The sequence below is a fragment of the Candidatus Beckwithbacteria bacterium genome, assembly GCA_026397255.1.
GTDB lineage: Bacteria > Patescibacteriota > Microgenomatia > UBA1400 > CG1-02-47-37 > JAPLVF01.
Genome location: JAPLVF010000007.1, coordinates 42,189 through 61,295, shown reverse-complemented (window position 1 = coordinate 61,295; position 19,107 = coordinate 42,189). Strand labels below are relative to the sequence as shown.

At 40.2% G+C, this 19,107-nt stretch carries 22 protein-coding genes and 2 tRNA genes; 20 read left to right on the top strand and 4 right to left on the bottom strand.

Annotated elements, in window-relative coordinates; all coding sequences use genetic code 11:
- The first annotated feature begins 4 nt into the window (after positions 1–4).
- From NTZ93_01430 to NTZ93_01390, 9 genes are all read left to right on the top strand, one after another.
- Entirely contained in the window at positions 5–865 is an 861-nt protein-coding gene (locus NTZ93_01430; GenBank protein ID MCX6816516.1) for a trigger factor, read from the top strand.
- Between the two features lie 64 nt (positions 866–929).
- A complete protein-coding gene (locus NTZ93_01425; protein ID MCX6816515.1) occupies positions 930–1,490 on the top strand; it encodes a DUF5660 domain-containing protein in 561 nt (186 codons plus the stop codon).
- A 45-nt stretch (positions 1,491–1,535) separates the two neighbouring features.
- A tRNA-Val gene (locus NTZ93_01420) sits at positions 1,536–1,609 on the top strand.
- A gap of 9 nt (positions 1,610–1,618) precedes the next feature.
- Positions 1,619–3,346 carry a threonine--tRNA ligase gene (gene thrS, locus NTZ93_01415; GenBank protein MCX6816514.1) on the top strand — a complete coding sequence of 576 codons (1,728 nt, stop codon included), beginning with the start codon at positions 1,619–1,621 and terminating at the stop codon, positions 3,344–3,346.
- Positions 3,347–3,390: 44 nt separating this feature from the next.
- Positions 3,391–3,924 (top strand): translation initiation factor IF-3, encoded by a 534-nt coding sequence (gene infC, locus NTZ93_01410; GenBank protein MCX6816513.1) that lies wholly within the window; start codon positions 3,391–3,393, stop codon positions 3,922–3,924.
- On the top strand, positions 3,908–4,120 hold the full coding sequence (locus NTZ93_01405; protein MCX6816512.1) for a 50S ribosomal protein L35: 213 nt from the start codon (positions 3,908–3,910) through the stop codon (positions 4,118–4,120). Before infC ends, NTZ93_01405 begins: the two co-directional genes overlap by 17 nt.
- A 1-nt stretch (position 4,121) precedes the next feature.
- Positions 4,122–4,463, top strand: a complete 342-nt coding sequence (gene rplT, locus NTZ93_01400) for a 50S ribosomal protein L20 (protein MCX6816511.1) — start codon at positions 4,122–4,124, stop codon at positions 4,461–4,463.
- Between the two features lie 66 nt (positions 4,464–4,529).
- Positions 4,530–5,576 (top strand): phenylalanine--tRNA ligase subunit alpha, encoded by a 1,047-nt coding sequence (locus tag NTZ93_01395; protein ID MCX6816510.1) that lies wholly within the window; start codon positions 4,530–4,532, stop codon positions 5,574–5,576.
- Positions 5,577–5,580: 4 nt separating this feature from the next.
- The gene (locus NTZ93_01390; GenBank protein MCX6816509.1) at positions 5,581–7,413 is read left to right on the top strand and encodes a phenylalanine--tRNA ligase subunit beta; all 1,833 of its coding nucleotides are present in this window, start codon (positions 5,581–5,583) and stop codon (positions 7,411–7,413) included.
- On the opposite strand, the gene NTZ93_01385 is transcribed toward NTZ93_01390, so the two are convergent.
- The gene (locus NTZ93_01385; protein ID MCX6816508.1) at positions 7,410–10,025 is read right to left on the bottom strand and encodes a PBP1A family penicillin-binding protein; all 2,616 of its coding nucleotides are present in this window, start codon (positions 10,023–10,025) and stop codon (positions 7,410–7,412) included. The genes NTZ93_01390 and NTZ93_01385 overlap by 4 nt on opposite strands.
- A 26-nt stretch (positions 10,026–10,051) precedes the next feature.
- Between NTZ93_01385 and NTZ93_01380 the strand changes: the two genes are divergently transcribed.
- From NTZ93_01380 to NTZ93_01330, 11 genes are all read left to right on the top strand, one after another.
- Positions 10,052–10,666 (top strand): queuosine precursor transporter, encoded by a 615-nt coding sequence (locus NTZ93_01380; GenBank protein ID MCX6816507.1) that lies wholly within the window; start codon positions 10,052–10,054, stop codon positions 10,664–10,666.
- 23 nt (positions 10,667–10,689) lie between these two features.
- The gene (locus tag NTZ93_01375) at positions 10,690–11,028 is read left to right on the top strand and encodes a hypothetical protein (protein MCX6816506.1); all 339 of its coding nucleotides are present in this window, start codon (positions 10,690–10,692) and stop codon (positions 11,026–11,028) included.
- A 243-nt stretch (positions 11,029–11,271) separates the two neighbouring features.
- Positions 11,272–11,356, top strand: a tRNA-Tyr gene (locus NTZ93_01370).
- A 3-nt stretch (positions 11,357–11,359) separates the two neighbouring features.
- Positions 11,360–12,136, top strand: a complete 777-nt coding sequence (locus NTZ93_01365) for a hypothetical protein (protein MCX6816505.1) — start codon at positions 11,360–11,362, stop codon at positions 12,134–12,136.
- Entirely contained in the window at positions 12,127–13,248 is a 1,122-nt protein-coding gene (tyrS, locus tag NTZ93_01360) for a tyrosine--tRNA ligase (protein MCX6816504.1), read from the top strand. Before NTZ93_01365 ends, tyrS begins: the two co-directional genes overlap by 10 nt.
- Positions 13,249–13,351: 103 nt before the next feature.
- The gene (locus tag NTZ93_01355; GenBank protein MCX6816503.1) at positions 13,352–15,292 is read left to right on the top strand and encodes an ATP-dependent DNA helicase RecG; all 1,941 of its coding nucleotides are present in this window, start codon (positions 13,352–13,354) and stop codon (positions 15,290–15,292) included.
- Positions 15,270–15,428 carry a 50S ribosomal protein L32 gene (gene rpmF / locus NTZ93_01350; GenBank protein ID MCX6816502.1) on the top strand — a complete coding sequence of 53 codons (159 nt, stop codon included), beginning with the start codon at positions 15,270–15,272 and terminating at the stop codon, positions 15,426–15,428. Before NTZ93_01355 ends, rpmF begins: the two co-directional genes overlap by 23 nt.
- Entirely contained in the window at positions 15,428–15,742 is a 315-nt protein-coding gene (nusB, locus tag NTZ93_01345) for a transcription antitermination factor NusB (protein MCX6816501.1), read from the top strand. Before rpmF ends, nusB begins: the two co-directional genes overlap by 1 nt.
- Positions 15,739–16,401 carry a ribonuclease III gene (rnc, locus tag NTZ93_01340; GenBank protein ID MCX6816500.1) on the top strand — a complete coding sequence of 221 codons (663 nt, stop codon included), beginning with the start codon at positions 15,739–15,741 and terminating at the stop codon, positions 16,399–16,401. Before nusB ends, rnc begins: the two co-directional genes overlap by 4 nt.
- On the top strand, positions 16,383–16,616 hold the full coding sequence (rpsP, locus tag NTZ93_01335) for a 30S ribosomal protein S16 (GenBank protein ID MCX6816499.1): 234 nt from the start codon (positions 16,383–16,385) through the stop codon (positions 16,614–16,616). The genes rnc and rpsP overlap by 19 nt, the downstream gene beginning before the upstream one ends.
- A complete protein-coding gene (locus NTZ93_01330; protein MCX6816498.1) occupies positions 16,609–16,902 on the top strand; it encodes a KH domain-containing protein in 294 nt (97 codons plus the stop codon). The genes rpsP and NTZ93_01330 overlap by 8 nt, the downstream gene beginning before the upstream one ends.
- On the opposite strand, the gene NTZ93_01325 is transcribed toward NTZ93_01330, so the two are convergent.
- Genes NTZ93_01325 through pilM form a run of 3 tightly spaced genes read right to left on the bottom strand, consistent with a single transcriptional unit; the run spans position 16,826 to position 19,086 of the window.
- The gene (locus NTZ93_01325; protein MCX6816497.1) at positions 16,826–17,539 is read right to left on the bottom strand and encodes a hypothetical protein; all 714 of its coding nucleotides are present in this window, start codon (positions 17,537–17,539) and stop codon (positions 16,826–16,828) included. The genes NTZ93_01330 and NTZ93_01325 overlap by 77 nt on opposite strands.
- On the bottom strand, positions 17,539–18,090 hold the full coding sequence (locus NTZ93_01320; protein MCX6816496.1) for a hypothetical protein: 552 nt from the start codon (positions 18,088–18,090) through the stop codon (positions 17,539–17,541). Before NTZ93_01320 ends, NTZ93_01325 begins: the two co-directional genes overlap by 1 nt.
- Positions 18,091–19,086, bottom strand: coding sequence for a type IV pilus assembly protein PilM (gene pilM / locus NTZ93_01315; GenBank protein ID MCX6816495.1), 996 nt, complete (start codon positions 19,084–19,086; stop codon positions 18,091–18,093).
- Between the last annotated feature and the right edge of the window lie 21 nt (positions 19,087–19,107).

Below are 19,107 nucleotides of genomic sequence, written 5' to 3'. Positions count from 1 at the left end.
TGCCATGACCAAGCTGACGTGGCTTCCTAAAAAAACCTTTGAGCTGGAATTCTCCCTTCCCTGGGAAGAAGTTAAAACTACCTACGACAAAGTTCTCAACGATTTAGTTAAAGAGGTTAAAATCGAGGGTTTTCGCCAAGGAAAAGCTCCCAAAACCCTGGTGGAAAAAAACGTCGATAAGGGCAAACTTTACGGTGAAGTCATTAACCAACTTCTGCCGCTTTCTTATGCCAAACTTATCGCTGAACATAAATTAAGACCGGCCGTTAGCCCCAAAATTACTATTATCTCCGCTGAAGAGAATAAGCCCTGGCAGTTTAAAGCCACCAGCTGTGAATTACCTGAAATCAAACTCGGGGATTATCAAAAAATCTGTCATGGCGCCCTCGCTACCGCCAAATTCTGGACTCCTGACAAGGGTAAAATCGACGCTAAAAAAGACAAGGAATTAACTCAAACCCAAAAACTGAATTTGATTTCCAAGGCCCTGCTTGAAGAAACTAAAATTGATCTGTCTGACCTATTAATTAATGATGAACGCGACCGCTTGCTTAGCCGTCTTTTAGACCAAATTCAAAAATTGGGCTTGAACCTAGATCAATATGCGGTTTCCAATAACAAAACAGTCGCTCAAATCAGGCAAGAATATCAAGCCACTGCCACCAATACTTTAAAATTGGAACTTATTTTACAGGCTATCGCTGAAGACCGAAAATTCAAAGTCGAAGACAAGGAAGTTGATCAAATGATTTCTGCTGCCGGTGACGAAAAACTCAAAAAAGAACTGAATACCCCCACTCAAAGAGCCTATATTGGCTCAATCTTAAGAAAACGTCAGGCAATTGACTATCTTATCGGTCTTTGATATAATTCGCGCCAAATAGACAAATTAAAATTAAGCCTGCCATAAGGCGCTAATGATCAAAAAAATGAATTCGCTTAGCGATCAATCAAAAAAGAAAAAGAGTAGTCCAAAATTCCAAAATTTTTTGGAGGCCTTTAAGGATGCCAGTGGTTCTCAATCGAAAACCCAACCTGCCGCGGGGATCCAAGACGGCGGTTTTAACTTTGAAGAATTCCTAAATCAACAGGAAAATAAAATTCGCAGTCAGGAAAGAATGCACTTTGAGGCTATCCGCCGGGAAGAGCAAGTTATTTTTTCCCGGGACAAACAGGAAATCAAAACCCAAATTGCCACCCTGCAAATTCAGATTAAAGAATTAGCCAAAGAACATATCGGTTTAATCGAAGAAGTGGATAAAGCCGCTTTTCAGGCTGTCGTTAATCCGGGAATTTATCACAAAAATTTCTTTGAGCGTTTAATTCAATTAATTAAACTGGCCAAAAAGAAAATTGCCGATTCCAGAACTTGGCTGCAAATGCATAATCACCGCTCTCAATGTAAGTCCGCTTATTGGCAGGGTGTCACCAAAGGCGGCACTAGCTTTATGCTGTCTGCCGACCGCACCGCCGCCACCCAGGCTGGATAAATAAACTTCTTTATCCTTTCATTTTCTGATAGAATATTTTCTAGTGGACGGTTAGCTCAGCTGGTTAGAGCGCTACATTGACATTGTAGAGGCCACAGGTTCAAATCCTGTATCGTCCACAGCCAATTATGCCAAAAGATTTACATCCATTACGCCATACCGCTGAACATGTGCTTCATCAAGCCATGATTAATTTATATGGCGATAAAGTCATCCCGGCGATGGGGCCGGCGACTGATGACGGTTTTTATATGGACTTTGAGTGGAAAGGCGAGGAAAAAATATCCGAAGCTGATTTTCCTAAAATCGAGGCGGAAATGTTGTCTATTATTACCCGCAACCTGGCAATTGCTAAAAAAACTTTACCTCTAAAAGAAGCGAAAGACTTATTTAATGACAATCTGTACAAACAGGAATGGCTTCAGGAAATTGATAAACCGACGGTTTACTGGACTGGAAATAAATTTGTTGATCTTTGCTCCGGCCCGCACGTTAAATCCACCAGTGAAATTAAAGCTTTCAAACTTTTATCCGTTGCCGGTGCTTACTGGCACGGCGATGAGAAAAATAAAATGTTAACCCGGATTTACGGCACGGCTTTTTATTCCCAAAAAGAATTAGATGAGTATCTGAAACTTTTGGAAGAAGCCAAAAAGCGCGATCATCGCGTCTTAGGGAAAAATCTCGATCTCTTTGTCTTTTCTGATCTAATTGGTAAAGGCTTGCCTTTATTAACTCCAAACGGTTCAGTTATTCGCCGAGAACTGGAGCGTTTTATTGTTGACGAAGAAATTAAACGCGGCTATCAACACGTTTACACACCTGTCTTAGCTAAAACTGATCTTTATAAAAAATCCGGTCATTACCCCTATTATAAAGACACGATGTATCCCCCCATGAAAATTGACGAAGAAGAATTAATTTTGCGGCCGATGACCTGTCCTCATCACTTTATGCTCTATAAATCAAAACCGCGTAGCTATAAAGATTTACCGGTCAGATTTGCTGAACTTTCTCCTCAGTTCCGTTATGAAAAAAGCGGCGAGCTAACCGGCTTAATGAGAGTTCGCACTTTTTGTTTAGCTGATGCTCATATTATGGTGACTAAAAAACAAGCTAAAGCCGAAATAATTTCCGTGCTCGATTTAATCGATTATGTTAATAAAACTTTAGGGATGAAAAAAGGCATTGATTATCGCTACCGCTTATCACTAGGGGATCAGCAGGGTTCTAAGGCTTGGAAAGAAGCGGAACAAATTTTACGTGAAGTTTTAGTTAAAACTAAAGCGCCATTTTTTGAAGCCCCTAATGAGGCTGCTTTTTACGGTCCTAAGATTGATGTGCAAATTAAGAATGTCTTAGGCAAAGAAGAAACTGCTTTTACGGTTCAATATGATTTTGTTATGCCCAAACGTTTTCAAATGACTTACATCAATCAAGACGGAAAAGATGAAGAACCGGTAGTCATCCACCGTTCGTCTTTAGGGGCTTTTGAACGTACGATGGCCTTTTTAATTGAACACTTTGGCGGAAACTTTCCCGCTTGGCTAACTCCGGTACAGGTAAAAATATTGCCGATTACTGACAAACAAAACGATTATGCCCGTAAAATTATTAATCAGCTTAAAGCCAATAATATCCGGGCTGAACTAGATGACCGAGCTGAATCTTTAGGCGCTAAAATCCGCGACGCCCAACAGGAAAAAGTCAGTTATATGTTAATTATTGGGGAAAAAGAAGTAAGCAATAAAACTGTTTCTATCCGTCACCGTTCCGGTAAAGATTTTGGGCAGATGACAATAGAAAAGTTTACTGATAAAATACAAAAAGAAATTAAAGAAAAAATTATCCTTTAAGGTTGGACCTTCTGGTTCCAAAAGGTCCAACCTTTTTGATATTTATGCAGAAGTTCTATAAACTTAACCAGTATATTAGCGCACCACAACTGCGGGTCGTCGGACCGGATGAAAAACAAATCGGCGTCATGTCCCGTGACGAAGCGATTTTCAAAGCCCGGCAAATGGGCATGGATTTAATTTTAGTCGCTGATAAGGCCAATCCTCCCGTCGCCCGGATTATCAATTTTAATAAATTTAAGTATATTCAAAGCCAAAAAGAAAAAGAAGGTAAGAAAAAAACCAAAAATACCGAGCAAAAAGAGGTTCGGATTACTCCTTTTATTGCCCAGGGCGATTTTCAAACCCGCATGAAACAAACTAAAAAATTTTTAAGCGAGGATAATAAAGTTAAATTAACCGTTAAATTTACCGGTCGCCAAATCAGCCGCAAAGAGTTTGGTTTTACACTCTTGCAAAAAGCCGCCCAAGAAGTGGTAGAATACGGTACACAAGAGTCACAACCTAAAATGCAAGGTAAACTTTTGTGGACTATTTTTAGCCCGATTAAAGGAAAAAAATATGAAGAAAAAAAATAAAATCGTTAAACTAAAAACCAGGCACTCCGTCGCCAAACGGTTTCGCTTTACCAAAACCGGTAAGATTTTAAGGCGCTGCAACCAAAACCGTCACTTAAAAGCCAACCGCAGCCGGAAAAACAGCCGCCGTAAACGTGCTCCTCAGGAAGTTTTCGGCAGTATGGCTAAAAAGTTAGTTAAAATGCTAGGAAAATAATATGCGTGCTAAAACCGGCATTGTCCGTCGCCAACATCACAAAAAAGTTTTAAAAATGGCCCAGGGCTTTATTATGGCCCGCCGCCGGCAATATCAAGCCGCTAAAGAAACTGTTATTCACGCCGGCGCTTATGCCTATCACGGCCGCAAACGGACAAAAAGAAACTTCCGTCGCTTGTGGATTCAAAGAATTAACGCGGCTCTGACTGGTACTGACTTAAACTACAGCCGATTTATTAAAGCTTTAAAAACGAACCAAATTGATCTTGACCGCAAGATTTTAGCTGACTTGGCTGTCTCTGATCCCGCTACTTTTAAATTTGTCTTTACCAAAGCTTCTTAAGGGAGGTTAATTTTTGAACTTTTTAAACCTCCCAAGAGGAGGTTTTTTTATGCTATTCTAATATTTATGGAAACTAAGTTGCTAAATTTGAAAAACCAAGCCCTGGCTTTAATCAATCAAACAGAAAACAAAAATGACCTTGAACGGTTAAAGATTGAGTATTTGGGTCGCAAAGGGCAAATTACCCTAATCCTTAAAACTATTCCTCAGCTTGATCAAACCGCTAAAGCCCAAGTCGGCCGTCTGGCTAATGACGTCAAAAACGCCGTTGAACAAGCTATTTCTACCAAATTCAAGACTTTAACCAATACCCATCAAACCATTTGGTTCGACCCGACTCTGCCCGGAAAACAACCAACCTTAGGCCATCTTCACCCCATCACTCAAGCCATTGAAGAAATCACCCGTATCTTTGAACATATCGGTTTTACCCGCGTTCGCTATCCGGAAGTTGATTGGGACTGGTACGTTTTTGAATCCCTAAATATGCCCGCCGGCCATCCAGCCCGGGATGAATGGGAAACTATTTTTATCGACACCCCGGAAGACAACCAAATGGGCAAAATGGTTTTAACCACCCATACTTCCAACGGCCAAGTCCGGGAAATGGAAAGAGTTAAAACCCTGCCTGCGCAGGCAGGTCCACCGATTCGCATGCTTAACTTAGGCAAATGTTACCGCCGCCAGCAGGATGCTACCCATACAGTTATGTTCCACCAATTTGAAGGCCTGGTAATTGATAAAGCTATTTCTATCTCACATCTTAAGGGCACCTTGGATTATTTTGGCGAACAATTTTTCGGCCGCGGCATTAAATCCCGGATTCGGCCCTTTCATTTCCAATTTACCGAACCGTCTTTTGAAGTCGACTTTACCTGCACCGCTTGCCAAGGTAAAGGCTGCCGTTTCTGCAAATCCGGTTGGGTGGAAGTCGGCGGCGCCGGCATGATCCACCCTAATGTTTTAACGGCCGGTAAAATTGACTCCCGAATCTATTCTGGTTTTGCTTTCGGTTGGGGAGTGGAACGGGTTCTCAGGCTTAAACCGGGAATTAATATTGACGATATCCGCCTTTTATACAGCACTAATTTGGATTTTTTAAATCAATTATAAATTTATGAATATTACCATTCCTCATTCCTGGCTAACCGATTTTTTACAAACCGACGCAACGCCCTCAAAAATTGCCGAGTGTCTCTCGCTTTGTGGTCCATCAGTCGAAAAACTAACAAAAACTAAAGATGATTATCTTTACGAAATCGAAGTTACCACTAACCGGGTTGACTGCATGTCCGTCATGGGCATCGCCCGCGAAGCCGCCGCCATTCTGCCCCAGTTTGGCTTTAAAGCCAAACTCAAAAATATCCTTTTTCAACCTGCAGGTTCTCTCCCTGTAGGCAAACCTTTCCCTTTAAAAGTCATTGTTGACCAACAACTCTGTCCCAGATTTAGTGCAGTAGTCATCAAAGATGTCGCTATTAAACCGTCGCCAAAAATGATTAGCGGTCGGCTCGAAAAATCCGGCATTCGCAGTCTCAATAATGTTATTGATATTTCTAACTACTTAATGCGCGCTTATGGTCAACCAGTCCATGCTTTTGATTTCGACAAAATTAATAAAATCATGAAACTTCGTTTATCTAAAAAAGGTGAAAAGATTACCACTCTGGACAACAAAACTTTTACCTTAACGGGAAAAGATATTGTTATCGAAGACGCTAGCGGGCAATTGATTGACCTGTGTGGCATCATGGGCGGCTTTAATACGGCCGTCGACGTAAACACGAAAAACATTTTATTATTTGTCCAAACCTACAATCCTATAAATATCCGTTATACTTCAATGTCTTTAGCCCAAAGAACCGAAGCGGCAACACTATTTGAAAAAGCCTCTGATCCGGAATTAGTTATGCCAGTTTTAATCCAGGGAATTCAATTATTTAAACAGTTAACTAATGGGCGACAAGGAAGTAAAATTATTGATCTTTATCCCAAACCATATCAGCCAAAAATGGTCAAAGCTCCGCTTCAATTAATCAAAGAACGCCTAGGAATCGAAATCACTCAACCAGAAGTGGATAAAATTCTGAATTCTCTGGGATTTATTAACGGCTCCATCCCTTCCTGGCGCGCCAAAGATATTAATATCCCCGAGGATATTGTCGAAGAAGTGGCCCGGATTTACGGTTACCACCGTTTACCCAGTCAAATCATGACTACCGCTATTCCCACCAACTACCCAGACGAAAAATTTAGTCTCGAGTATCAACTTAAAACCTGGCTGACAGGCATGGGCTTAACGGAAATTTACACCAACTCCATGGTTTCGAAAGAATTAGCTGTCAATTCTGGCTTTCCTTTATCGTCACACTTAAAGATTAAAAACGCCCTATCGGAAGACTGGCAATATTTGCGCCGCTCCTTGATCCCTTCCCATACTCAATCTTTTCCGGCTTTTGAAATCGCTAACGTCTATATTCCTCGCCCCGGGAAATTACCGGAAGAAAAATTGCAACTGATCATCAGTGGTATTAACGATTACCTACGCCTAAAGGGAATCGTGGAAGTTTTATCAGCCAAACTTCACACCGCAATTACTCCTCAATATCAACCAACTTCTGTGGTGATTGATTTACTGCCTGTGTTTAAAAAAGCCTCTATTTACCCCCATTATCAACCGGTTTCTTCTCATCCCCCGATTATCGAAGATTTAACCTTTACCTTACCGGGAAAAACCTTAATTGGACCAATCTTGGAAGCAATTAAAAAAATCGATAAACTGATAAAATCTGTTAATCTTTCCCAGACTTATCAGCACAATTTTACTTTTACCCTCGTTTATCAAAGCTTGGCTAAAGACTTATCCGTTTCCGATATCGCTCCCATCAGGCAAAAAATTGTGACTGTTTTATCCCAAAAATTCCACGCCCAGCTAGTCGGCAAAATTTAAGGGCTAGGAGGCAATGGAAAGGGGGATGGACTCAATGACGGTGACGGACTCGGTGAGGGCTGCCAATCCCAAGGTTTATTCACCCCAATCTTAATCTGACTTTCACCAACATTTCCTTTTTCATCAACTGCTTTAACTTTAATTGTATATATCCCATCAGCCAAAGAAATTGTCGTTTCAAACGGTTTACTCGTTAAAGTCGGGCCTTTCTTTTCATCATTTGCGTAAAATTCTACTTGTTTAATTGAACTATTACCTGTCACCTTAGTTTTTATAGTAATATCATGAGAATTAATTTGAGTTTTATCCCCAGGTTCTTCAATCTCCACTACCACCTCAGTTGAATCACTGCAATATTCTTTGGGATATTTATACCTGCCGTCACTTTGGCCGTTAATCCAGGCGTCAATTCCTTCCTGCCAGCGGTTGCGGCTGCCGCCGCCAGGATCGCTTTCCTTTAACACAATATATTCTTTTTCGTCGTAATCGCCCCGGGCCGCTAGCGTATCCGGAGCCAACTTTTCCTGACCTTTACAAACTTTCAGCTTAGTGTGAATAGTATCTACTCCTACCGGTTCCGTCCCCTTAATAAAATATTCTTTCCTGGACGGATAACCGTCGTGGCTGACTAAGCCGGAGATGCTGTCGACATCCAAACTTACAATTCCTTTCGGCACTGCCCATTCTTTCAGCGGCTTATCTTTAATCGCTTCCAAAATAATTCGTCTCCAGATTGGTGAAGCCCCGGAAACCCCTGACGCCACTGTTTTCATCGGCGTATTGTCATTATTTCCTACCCAAGCACCCACCATTATATCCGGCGTCCACCCAATTGCCCAGTTATCTCTTTGATCATTAGTGGTTCCGGTTTTCACCGCCACTGTCCGGTTGCTAATATTTAACAAACTGTTGGGCCCAAAACTAATCAACCGGGCATTGTTATCTGACAAAATATCGGTAATTAACCAAGCTTCTTCCTCGCTTAAAACCCGTTGCCCTTGGGTGGGTTTAAACTGTTCCAACACCTTCCCGTTGCTGTCTTCCACTTTTAAAATACTGATCGGCTCCACTTTTAGTCCGGTGTTGGCAAAAGCACTGTAGGCCGCCACCATGTCAATCAAACGCACTTCACCGCCACCCAGTGTCACTGACAGCCCGAAACGATTCACGTGCTCCTGAGTCGGTTCCAGTGTTGTCAAACCCATTTTATAAGCTGTTGTTAACATATCTTTAATCCCTACCAATTGCAACAGTTTCACCGCCGGAATATTTAAAGAACTTCCCAAAGCGTATCTTAATTGTACCGGACCATGAAGTTTCCCGTCATAGTTTTTCGGTTTGTATTCCGGCAAATTAACGCCGCCGGGGAACACGGTTTCCACGTCAACCAACATTGTTGCCGCTGTATAACCCTCTTTAAACGCCGTCACGTAAGTAATTGGTTTAATCGCTGACCCCGGTTGTCTCTGTGACAAATTCACATTCACTTTACCATCATAGTTTTCATCAAAATAATCTTTTGATCCGACCATCGCTAAAATTTCTCCGGTCTGCGGATCTAATACCATCGCCGCCCCGTTAGTAATCTTCAAACTCTCCACTTTTTTAATTTCCTCCGCCACAATTACCTGCGCTTTCTCCTGCAATTGCCAATCTAACGTCGTCGTTACTGTTAACCCGCCTTGCTCGACCAATTTTTCGCCGTAACGATCAATCAATTGTTGCTTGACATACATCACAAAATGCGGCGCTTTGAAATCTGCCCCCTCTTGAGCAAACGAAACTTGATTTAAATCATTCAAAGCCTGATTCTCTTCGCTTTTGGAAATATAGCTATCTTCTCTCATCCGCCGCAAAACATCTTTAGTCCTGGTTTTATAAGCCTCCGGACTCGTTCCAAACGGCGAGTAGCTAGTCGGCGATTGGGGTAAGCCGGCCAAAATTGCACACTCCACTAAATTTAAATCAGTCACGCTTTTTCCGAAATATGTCTCACTAGCCGACTCCACTCCCCAAGCCGTTCCGCCGTAAGGGGCTTCGTTTAGATACATCTGCAAAATTTCGTCTTTGGTATATTTTTTTTCAATCTCTACTGCCAGTACAAATTCCTGAATCTTTCTCCCTATGGTTCTTTGAGAAGTCAATAACACATTCTTAACTAACTGTTGTGTCAAGGTTGATCCGCCTTGCAAACTATGGCGCACTAAAATATTAAACACCGCTCTCAACCAACCCATAGGATCAAATCCCTGATGTTTATAAAAATTTTTATCCTCAATCGCTACCGTCGCCTCCTTTAATTTCTCCGGTATTTTATCCAACGTGACCGGGGTCCGTTTTTGATCAGCAAAAACATCATATAAAAGTTCACCGTTGCGGTCTAAAATTTTCGTCGCAAACCCTTCCCGCCTGACAATCTTACCGGGTTGGGGTAGATCCCGTGAATACCAGGCAAATAAAACCACTCCTAATAGCGAACCAACCACTAAACCGACAAACGTTAACAAAGCCACAAATTTAATAAAATCTGCCTTAGTTCTAATTCTGTAGCTGTGAGAAAATTCCTTCAGTTTATTGACCCTTCTCCGCCACTCTCGTTGCCAGTTACTCATAAATATAATATACTCCTTTTAACTTTATGGACAAAACTCAGAAACTTGATTTACTCTTGGCTGTCTACATCGCCGCTATTGTTAGCGCCGAACTACTCGGCAGCAAAATTTTTCAAATCGGTTTTATTAAAGCCGCCGTCGGTATCTTTATCCTTCCCTTAACCTTCACCATTAACGATATTGTCACTGAAGTTTACGGCAAAGCCCGCGCCCGCAGTTTTATTAAAATCAGTTTATACATTTTAATTGGTTTAGCCGCTTACAACCTCCTCTGTATTTCCTTGCCGCCAGCCAAACGTTTTCTGCCGACCAACGACGCTTATAACTTAATTTTTGCCAAGTCCTTGCGCATTACTCTAGCCAGTCTAACCGCTTTTTTCTTAAGCGAACGCTTTGATGTTTTCGTGTTTAGCAAAATCAGGGAAAAATTAGGCCAGAAAAATTTATGGCTGAGAAATAACTTATCCAACTTTATTGGCCAACTCTTTGACACGGTTATCTTTTATTCCTTAGCTTTTTATGCCCCTGGTAATATTGGTTTTCTAGTTTCTTTAATCTGGCCCTACTGGTTCTTAAAATGTTCTATGTCGATTATCGAAACCCCGTTTACTTATCTGGGCGTTTCCTGGTTGAAAAAGTAAATTTAACGTGCTAATTTAGACTTATGTTAACCAAGCAAGATTTAAGCAAAATTAAAAAAGTTGTTAGAGAAGAAGTGGTTTCCGAATCGGAAACTGGACAGAAAAGCTTACGAGCGGAAATTATACTTTCAAGAATGCAGCTTCAAGATAGATTAAAAAACCTAAACAACAGGGTAATAGACTTAGAACAACAATCAAAAGAAACCGGGAAAAATGTTCTTGGATTGAAAAAAGACGTCAAAAAAATTGACAAAAAAACTGACGATATTATTGATCTTTTTGAACATGACTATCTTGATCTGGAAAAACGGACCCGGCGGATTGAAAATCACCTCCAACTCCCGACTCTTGCGGATTTTTAATTTCTGTGCTATAATACACCCATCTTTGACAATCTAATAAAGCGATGAAAGAGAATTTTTACACTCTGGAGCAGAGCTGACAAAATCAGCTACGGGAGTTCCCGTCACAGAACTAGCGTGTGTCGGCAACGGAGCACGTCAATATTTTACAGATAAATTTATCTGTTTGACTTGACTCCCGCACTTAGCGGGATTTTTTTGGCCATAGGCCAATCAGCCTTTGGCTGATGTGCTCCATTTTATGCTGAGGTGCCGGAGTCCGGTCAATCGGGGCTGTCTGTAGAACAGTTGCTTTTAAGCTTCGGGGGTTCAAATCCCTCCCTCAGCACCTATGATAAATTTATCGCAAAATCCGCTTTTTTGGCCTAACCAGGCAGATTTTATAGTGGACCAAACAAAACCAAATATTTTTCTTGGTACCGGCATCGCCACTGAAACCAAAATCAGCCAGGCTGCGCCGTTTGACTTAATTGGTTTTCTCTTGTCCGCCGAATTTGTTAAGCTTCAAATCCCAAAAAGTCAGGTATTTTTATTAGTTGCCGATCAGCACGCCTGGCTGGCGAATAATCTTGATAGGGAACAGTGTAAAAAGGCCGCTGCTAATTTACATCAAATTATTCAAATAATTATTACAAATTTTAAGCTTGAAAATTGGTATATATTTAAGGCGTCAGAAATTTTCCCCAATGCTTTACCGCAATCTTACGAAGCACTGGAAACAAGAGATGTCTTACATTTTTTTAACCAACATAATTGCGGCCTTAAAATCGGCTGGAGTTTTTCTTTAGCCGAAACTAATCATAAAACTGACGAATCTCATTTTGACCAACAATTTGGTCTTCCGATTCAGTCGATTTTTACTAAACCCGGAGTCACTATTAATCCTAATAAACCCCAAGAAAGTCCATACCTTTCTACCGACCCCGCCGCTAGAATAATAATTGATCAACATTCCACTCCGGAGTGGAATGTTGCTAAGTTAAATCCTGCGGTGAAAAACCATTTAAATCGTATTACAATATTATTTGAGAAATTGATTAATGCTTTTCCCAACAAAACACCGTTGGAAAATAAACTAAAATCAATTATAAATTTAATATGCCAATAACTATCGATCAGGTTTTAGCTAGGGGAGTAGAACAGATTTTACCCAGCAAGGAAGGTCTGAAAAAACTGATGCAGACAAAAAAGATCAAGCTATACTTGGGAATTGACCCGACGGCCACCAACTTACATTTAGGCCATACAGTCATGTTAAGAAAACTTCAGCAGTTCGCTGATCTTGGCCACGAAGCGATTTTGCTTTTCGGCACCGGCACGGTTTTGGTTGGCGACCCTTCCCAGCGGGGAACCGCAAGAAAGTTAATAACTCAAACGGAAATTGATCAGAATATCAAAACTTGGAAAGACCAAGTTAAGCCAATTATTGATTTTAATAAAGTCAAAATTAAATATAATGGCGACTGGCTTTTAAAAATGAATTTAAAAGATATTATTGAGATTGCCTCGAAAATTTCCGCCGTCCAGCTTTTTAAGAGAGAAATGTTTCAAAGACGACTAAAACTTGGAGACACTGTCTGGTATCACGAAACTATGTATCCGCTTTTACAAGGTTACGATTCCGTTGTTATGGACGTTGATCTGGAGTTAGGCGGTACTGATCAAATTTTTAACATGCTCGTCGGTCGGGAACTGCAGCAAAAAATCAATCACCGGGAAAAATTTGTCTTGGCCGGAAAAATGATTTTAGGCACCGATGGCCAACAAATGAACAAAACTTCAGGTAATTGTATCTGGCTGACTGACACGGCCGAGGACATGTTTGCCAAGTTGATGGCCGTGCGCGATGAATTAATGCCCGACTACTGGGAATTTTTCACCGACAAAACAATGCCTAAAAATGACCCTCTCACGGTTAAAAAAACCCTAGCTTTAGAAATCACCAGTCAATACCATGGATTAAACAACGCCAAAGTTGCCCAAAAACATTTTGAGCAAACGTTTCAGCAAAAAGCCCCGGAATACAAAGAAACCATCAAATTTAAAGAAAACTTGATTAAAACCTTAGCTCAAATTACCGCTAGCAACGCTGAAGCCAAAAGATTAATTATTCAAGGGGCCGTTGATATTAACAATCTTAAAACTACCGATCTATACGCCCCGCTTAAAATAGGGGACCGTTTAAAAATCGGGCAAAAAACTTTCGTTAAAGTCGTATGAGATTAAACAAACGCCAAAAAAGACTTTTTACCATTCTGGTCGCTATTTCCAGCCTCAGTCTGTTAATCGGCTCACTTTTACCTTTGTTTTATTCCCTCAGATAATGCCTCAACTCACCCTCGATACCCTAATCGATCAACTCTTCCTGATCGGTCCGGTTTATGCCCATAAACTAAAAAGATTAAATATTAGTTCTGTCGAAGGCCTGCTTCATCACTATCCTTTCCGTTATGAAGACTTGAGCCAAGCTAAAATTGGAATCATTGTCAGCAGCCGCAATCTCTACACTCGGTTTGGCAAAACAGTTCAAAAAATTATTGTTAAAACTAACGACGGTAATCAAGAAATTACCTATTTCAATCAACCTTTTCTTATTAAAACACTTACACTAGGAACTAAAATCCGTTTCAGCGGCAACGACTACGAAATAATTAAAGAGGGGCAAGAATTGATTCATACTGGCCGTCTCGTAGCGATTTATCCAGAAACCGTCGGTGTTTCTTCCAAGTGGCTCCGTTCTCGCATTCATTATCTTTTAAAACAAATAAAAATTGCTGACTGGCTGCCTTTAGACATTCAAAAAAAATATTGCTTAATTGATTTAAATTCTGCCCTGCATCAGCTTCACTTTCCTAAAAATCAAGGGCAAATTGACGACGCCGTCAAACGCTTAAGCTTTAACGAAATGTTTTTATTACAACTTGAGGCTCTGGAAAGAAAAAAAACTTGGCAGGAAAAAAAGTTATCCTACCAATTTAAAATTGATCAGGAAAAGATTTTAAACCTAATTAGCTCTTTGCCATTTTCGTTAACTTCCGCCCAAAACCGCTGCTTAAAAGAAATTCTGGCTGATTTAAATAAAGACCGGCCGATGAACCGTTTATTACAAGGAGAAGTTGGTTCAGGTAAAACCGTTTTGGCGGCCATTGCTATGTTTGCTGCCTATTTAAACGGCTACCAATCAGTCCTGATGGCCCCAACAGAAATACTAGCCAATCAACACTATCAAACTTTAAAAACAGTTTTTGCTGACACCGGTATTAAAATTCAATTAGTCACTTCCTCAACAAAATCTCCGCGCTCCGCGCTCCGCGCTCCGCACATCTTAGTCGGTACCCATGCCCTTTTATTCAGAAAAATTTCCAAACAAATCGGCCTGTTGGTAATTGATGAACAACATCGGTTCGGCGTCCGTCAACGCTCACAAATTCTGACAGAAAATAAAATTACTCCGCATCTATTAACTATGACCGCCACCCCAATTCCCCGAACCTTCGCCTTAACGGTCTATGCTGATTTGGATTTATCCCTCCTTGATGAAATGCCTATCGGCAGGAAAACAGTAAAAACGTGGGTTGTCCCTCCTGAAAAACGGTTAGATGCTTATCATTGGATTGCCAAAGAAATAACTACTAATCACACCCAAGCCTTTATTGTTTGTCCACTGATTGACCCCTCGGAAAAAGAAACAATGAAAGACATTAAGGCCGTTTCGCTCGAGTTTAATCAATTAAAGTCTGTCTTTAATAATTTAAAGTTAGGCTTACTTCACGGCCGCCTTAAAAATAAAGAAAAAACCAAACTTCTTGAGAAATTTAAGAAAAATAAAATTAATATTTTAGTGGCCACGCCAGTCATTGAAGTTGGGATTGATTTTCCTAATGCCACCATTATTTTAATTGAAAACGCGGAGAGATTTGGTTTAGCCCAATTACATCAACTCCGCGGTCGCGTCGGCCGCAGCCAAAAAGATTCTTATTGTCTTATTTTTAGTCAAAGCCAATCTGCCTTTACCCGTTTAAAATATCTCGAAACTAACTTTTCCGGACTTAAATTAGCCGAACTAGATCTAAAGCTACGCGGTCCTGGCGATTTATATGGCTTAAAGCAACATGGTTTTTTTGATTTAAAATTTGCTTCATTAACTGAGACAGATTTAATCGAAAGAACCAAGAACGCCGTTTCGAATTTAAAAAATCTAACTCCGCTCTTGAAAAAAGAACTAGAAAAGCATAAAATAAATTCATATGCCACCGCAGCCTAAAAGAAAAATTTCTACTCGCCGTCAGGGAAAACGCCGGGCAGCTATTCATTTAACTAAACCTACCCTTGTCCCTTGCCCTCATTGCCATCAACAAAAACCTCCTCACGTCTTGTGTCCCAATTGCCGTCAATATTGATGAAATCAGTTTCTGACCCCCGCCACCTTAAACGAATTAAATCATTTAAAAGACTTTTTTCTTCGATCTTCCGTAATGAAAAATTCAATACAGAAATAGACAAAATCATCAGTCTAAATGCCCCTGATTGGCCGATTAATAAATTAAATAAAGTTGATTTGGCTATCTTAAGATTAGCGGTTAAAGAAATGAAGGCCGGCATTACCCCGCCAAAGGTGGTGATAGATGAAGCAATTGAGTTAGCTAAAACTTATGGCAGTGAAACTACTCCTAAATTTATTAATGGCGTTTTAGGCGCCATCATTAAAAAATGATTCAGTTTAAAAACCCTTTTTTATTAACCACCGCCCTGACTCATCGCTCGGCTATAAACGAAAAACAAGGCAGTAAGATTTCCAATGAAAGATTGGAATTTTTAGGCGACGCTGTTTTGGAATTAATTGTGTCTGATTACCTTTATCATCAATACCCCCACCTTCCCGAAGGTCAATTAACCAGTAAACGGGCCCAAATTGTTCAGACAAAAACATTAGCTGCCGCCGCCAAAAACCAGAATCTTGGCAGTCAATTAATTCTTTCCCGTGGGGAGAAAAAAGCCGGTGGTGATAAAAACCCTTCGCTTTTAGCCAACGTTTTTGAAGCTCTTATTGGCGCTATTTATCTTGATCAAGGACTTACTGCCGTTAAGAAATTTATTCAAGAACAACTTATTAACCAGTTTTCCCATCTTTCTGAAACATTAGAAATTGCCGATTTTAAAAGCCAACTTCAGGAAAAATGGCAAAAGCAATTCAAAATTGCCCCGCATTATAAATTAGTTAAAACTTCCGGGCCGGACCATAATCGGATTTTTACCGTCCAAGTTTATTGTAAACAAAAATTGGCCGGCGTTGGTCAGGGCAAATCCAAACAAGAAGCCCAACAGCATGCCGCTAAATCTGCTATAATTTCCCTATGCTTAAACTTAAACTAACCCGTACCGGCAAAAAAAATTACGCCACTTATAAAATTGTGGTCAACGAAAAAAGAAGCAAACGCGACGGTCAATATCTGGATTTAATCGGCACTTATAACCCTAATACTCATCCCCATACAATTAAAATTGATTTAAAAAAAGTTAATTACTGGATTGCTCATGGCGCTAAACCCACGGCTACCGTCAGCCGCCTAATTAAAACCCATGCTTAATTTAGTCAAATTCCTGGTAACGAATCTTGTCGATAAACCTAAAGCTGTCAATGTTACGGAAGATATTGATGAATCCGGCGTTCACCTGATTACCATCACTGTCGATCCTAGCGATATGGGTAAGGTAATCGGCAAAGGCGGCAAAATCATCAATAGTATCCGGGAACTAACCAAAGTTAAAGCCATCAAACAAGGATTAAAAGTCAAAGTTAGTCTCCAAGACCCGCTGCAAACAGATCAACTTTCCCGGTCTGAGCCACCGGTAGAATTACCGGAAATTGAGTAAAAGTAAACATCGTTGATAAAATTGCCTCGTCATCTCTGGTTAATAAAGCTACCGGCTCTGTTATTGCTCCGATAGTTTTCGGCGGACCTTTGAAAAAAGCCGAAACGTCAATTTTCGCCGCCACTTCTGTTGGTTGTTCGCTGACTAGGGGACTAGTCTTGATCATTAAACCAACCTTGTCTATTTTCATTAATGGGGCCGCTCTTTCTAACTCCTTCATAAAATTTAAAATATTATCAAAGGTTCCTCCGACCTCAAATCCAAACTTCATATCATTTAAACTGTCCTCCGCTTGGTCTTTGGTTGTCTGATTATCTGTCAAACTGCCTGGACTTAAAGATACCCCGCCAAAATTAAGACTATATTTACCCGATAATTGTGTTAACGTTGAGAGCAATTGCACCACCGGTTTATCGGAGGGAAAAACTGTTTCCATTTTTACCACTCGCTCATTAACTAAATTTTTATCAATTCCTTCTAAATCCGCCAACTTCTTTTCCATGGCCTTCAACTCCTGATTTAACTGCTTATTAGTCGTCAAACGACTATATAAGCCCGTTAAAATCGGACCACAAATCACTCCTATCATTGCTAACCCCAATAAACTTAAAATTATTAAGTTTCTATATTTTTTCATTAATTGACATTGCCTCCGGATAATTGCAGATTTATATCAAAATTAATCCCGCTTTTACTGTCAAAAGAAATTTTATCCACCTGAGCATTAACAATGATTAACTTTCCCGCTTTTGCCTCTCTGATATGACCAAGTAATAGATTAAATGTTTCCCAATCAGCTACATCACCTGCCAGTTTAATTATCCCGCTTTCATTAACATCAAATCCTTTTAGGCTTGTCCCGTCCGGAACAAGCGCAAAAACTGCTTCGGCTACTGCCTGATGTCGTTCCTGCAACTTTAACAAATCTTTAAAAGATTGTAGCTTGCTTAATAAGTATACTTGTTTCGTTTCCACCTCTTTTAAATCAGTTATCTTTTGTTTAATAACATTCAACTGCAATTCCAGTTTTTTATTTATTGCGCTGATCGATAAATTAAATAAAGACACAAAAATCATTATCCCGCTTAAACCAAACAGAATTAAAACCAGAATTTTCCCGGCCAGTTTTTTTAATCTCTGCCGATCTCTAACTTTCTTTATTTCTTTCTTAATTAGTTCTATCTCCATTTATAGCCACCCTTTTAAAGCTAACCCTGTTACTGTTGCCCACTGAGAGCTATTTTCATAGGGAAACTTCTTTTTAAAATCTTCGTCATGAAGAAAATTCTTAAAAGGATCAGCGATCACCACTTCTATGTTCAATTTAGCGGCTAAAAAACCACTTAGTCCGGCCAGCATGGCTCCGCCGCCGGCCAAAATGAGTTCATTCGGAGGTTTATTATAACCCTGTTGTTGCAAATAAATCATCGCCTTTTTAATTTGCTCAATAATTTCTTCAATAAAAGGTTGTAAAATTTTAGCCACCTTTCCTTCCAGTAAATCTTCCCTTAATCCGTAAGTTTTTTTATATTCCTCCGCCTGTTCAAAAGATAAAGATAATTCATTAACTAAACTCTTAGTTAAAGCCATCCCGCCGACATTAGCTGAGTAAGTAAAGCTGGGGATGTTATGATTCAACACCATTAGGTCGGTGGTTTTATAGCCGAAGCTGGTTAAAATCTGAACTTTCTTTTCATCGCCTAAAATCCGTTTCAAGCTAAAAAGCTCTGTTTCTAGGCCACCGGGAATCAAATCCGCCTGATCAAAGATTTGCATTAATTGTTGAATTCGGGTTTTTGGTACGGCAATCAATAACACCTTCATCGATTTATCACTCTTAATTTCATCAATCGGTAAAATCTGATGAAATAACTCCACCTCTGATAAAGCAATGGGGATATATTGTTCCGCTTCATACCGGATTGAAGATGCCAACTCCATTTCTGATAGTTTCGGCGCCTCAATAATTCTGGTAAAAACTTCACTTTCCGCTAAAGCAACATTGACTTCGCTTGAAGCTTTTATTTTTGCTTCCTTGATAGCTGTTTTAATCGCCTCGGTTAACCCATCGGCCTTAAGCGGCACCGCTGCCATCCGGGCAACTCTAAATCCTTGACTGACTTTTTCCGCTTGTAAAACTTTAACTTGATTAGACCCGATGTCTAAGCCAAACCAATTTTTCATGGGCAGGTTTCTCCTTATATA

Bases quoted from the DNA above. Each gene is read 5' to 3' on its own strand.
- nusB (MCX6816501.1), top strand. From the start codon at position 15,428: ATGAAATCAGTTTCTGACCCCCGCCACCTTAAACGAATTAAATCATTT.
- NTZ93_01375 (MCX6816506.1), top strand. From the start codon at position 10,690: ATGTTAACCAAGCAAGATTTAAGCAAAATTAAAAAAGTTGTTAGAGAA.
- NTZ93_01330 (MCX6816498.1), top strand. From the start codon at position 16,609: ATGCTTAATTTAGTCAAATTCCTGGTAACGAATCTTGTCGATAAACCT.
- NTZ93_01325 (MCX6816497.1), bottom strand. From the start codon at position 17,539: ATGAAAAAATATAGAAACTTAATAATTTTAAGTTTATTGGGGTTAGCA.
- NTZ93_01380 (MCX6816507.1), top strand. From the start codon at position 10,052: ATGGACAAAACTCAGAAACTTGATTTACTCTTGGCTGTCTACATCGCC.
- NTZ93_01425 (MCX6816515.1), top strand. From the start codon at position 930: ATGAATTCGCTTAGCGATCAATCAAAAAAGAAAAAGAGTAGTCCAAAA.
- NTZ93_01320 (MCX6816496.1), bottom strand. From the start codon at position 18,090: ATGGAGATAGAACTAATTAAGAAAGAAATAAAGAAAGTTAGAGATCGG.
- infC (MCX6816513.1), top strand. From the start codon at position 3,391: ATGCAGAAGTTCTATAAACTTAACCAGTATATTAGCGCACCACAACTG.
- NTZ93_01430 (MCX6816516.1), top strand. From the start codon at position 5: ATGACCAAGCTGACGTGGCTTCCTAAAAAAACCTTTGAGCTGGAATTC.
- NTZ93_01405 (MCX6816512.1), top strand. From the start codon at position 3,908: ATGAAGAAAAAAAATAAAATCGTTAAACTAAAAACCAGGCACTCCGTC.
- NTZ93_01385 (MCX6816508.1), bottom strand. From the start codon at position 10,025: ATGAGTAACTGGCAACGAGAGTGGCGGAGAAGGGTCAATAAACTGAAG.
- NTZ93_01390 (MCX6816509.1), top strand. From the start codon at position 5,581: ATGAATATTACCATTCCTCATTCCTGGCTAACCGATTTTTTACAAACC.
- NTZ93_01365 (MCX6816505.1), top strand. From the start codon at position 11,360: ATGATAAATTTATCGCAAAATCCGCTTTTTTGGCCTAACCAGGCAGAT.
- pilM (MCX6816495.1), bottom strand. From the start codon at position 19,086: ATGAAAAATTGGTTTGGCTTAGACATCGGGTCTAATCAAGTTAAAGTT.
- rnc (MCX6816500.1), top strand. From the start codon at position 15,739: ATGATTCAGTTTAAAAACCCTTTTTTATTAACCACCGCCCTGACTCAT.
- NTZ93_01355 (MCX6816503.1), top strand. From the start codon at position 13,352: ATGCCTCAACTCACCCTCGATACCCTAATCGATCAACTCTTCCTGATC.
- rpsP (MCX6816499.1), top strand. From the start codon at position 16,383: ATGCTTAAACTTAAACTAACCCGTACCGGCAAAAAAAATTACGCCACT.
- tyrS (MCX6816504.1), top strand. From the start codon at position 12,127: ATGCCAATAACTATCGATCAGGTTTTAGCTAGGGGAGTAGAACAGATT.
- NTZ93_01395 (MCX6816510.1), top strand. From the start codon at position 4,530: ATGGAAACTAAGTTGCTAAATTTGAAAAACCAAGCCCTGGCTTTAATC.
- thrS (MCX6816514.1), top strand. From the start codon at position 1,619: ATGCCAAAAGATTTACATCCATTACGCCATACCGCTGAACATGTGCTT.
- rplT (MCX6816511.1), top strand. From the start codon at position 4,122: ATGCGTGCTAAAACCGGCATTGTCCGTCGCCAACATCACAAAAAAGTT.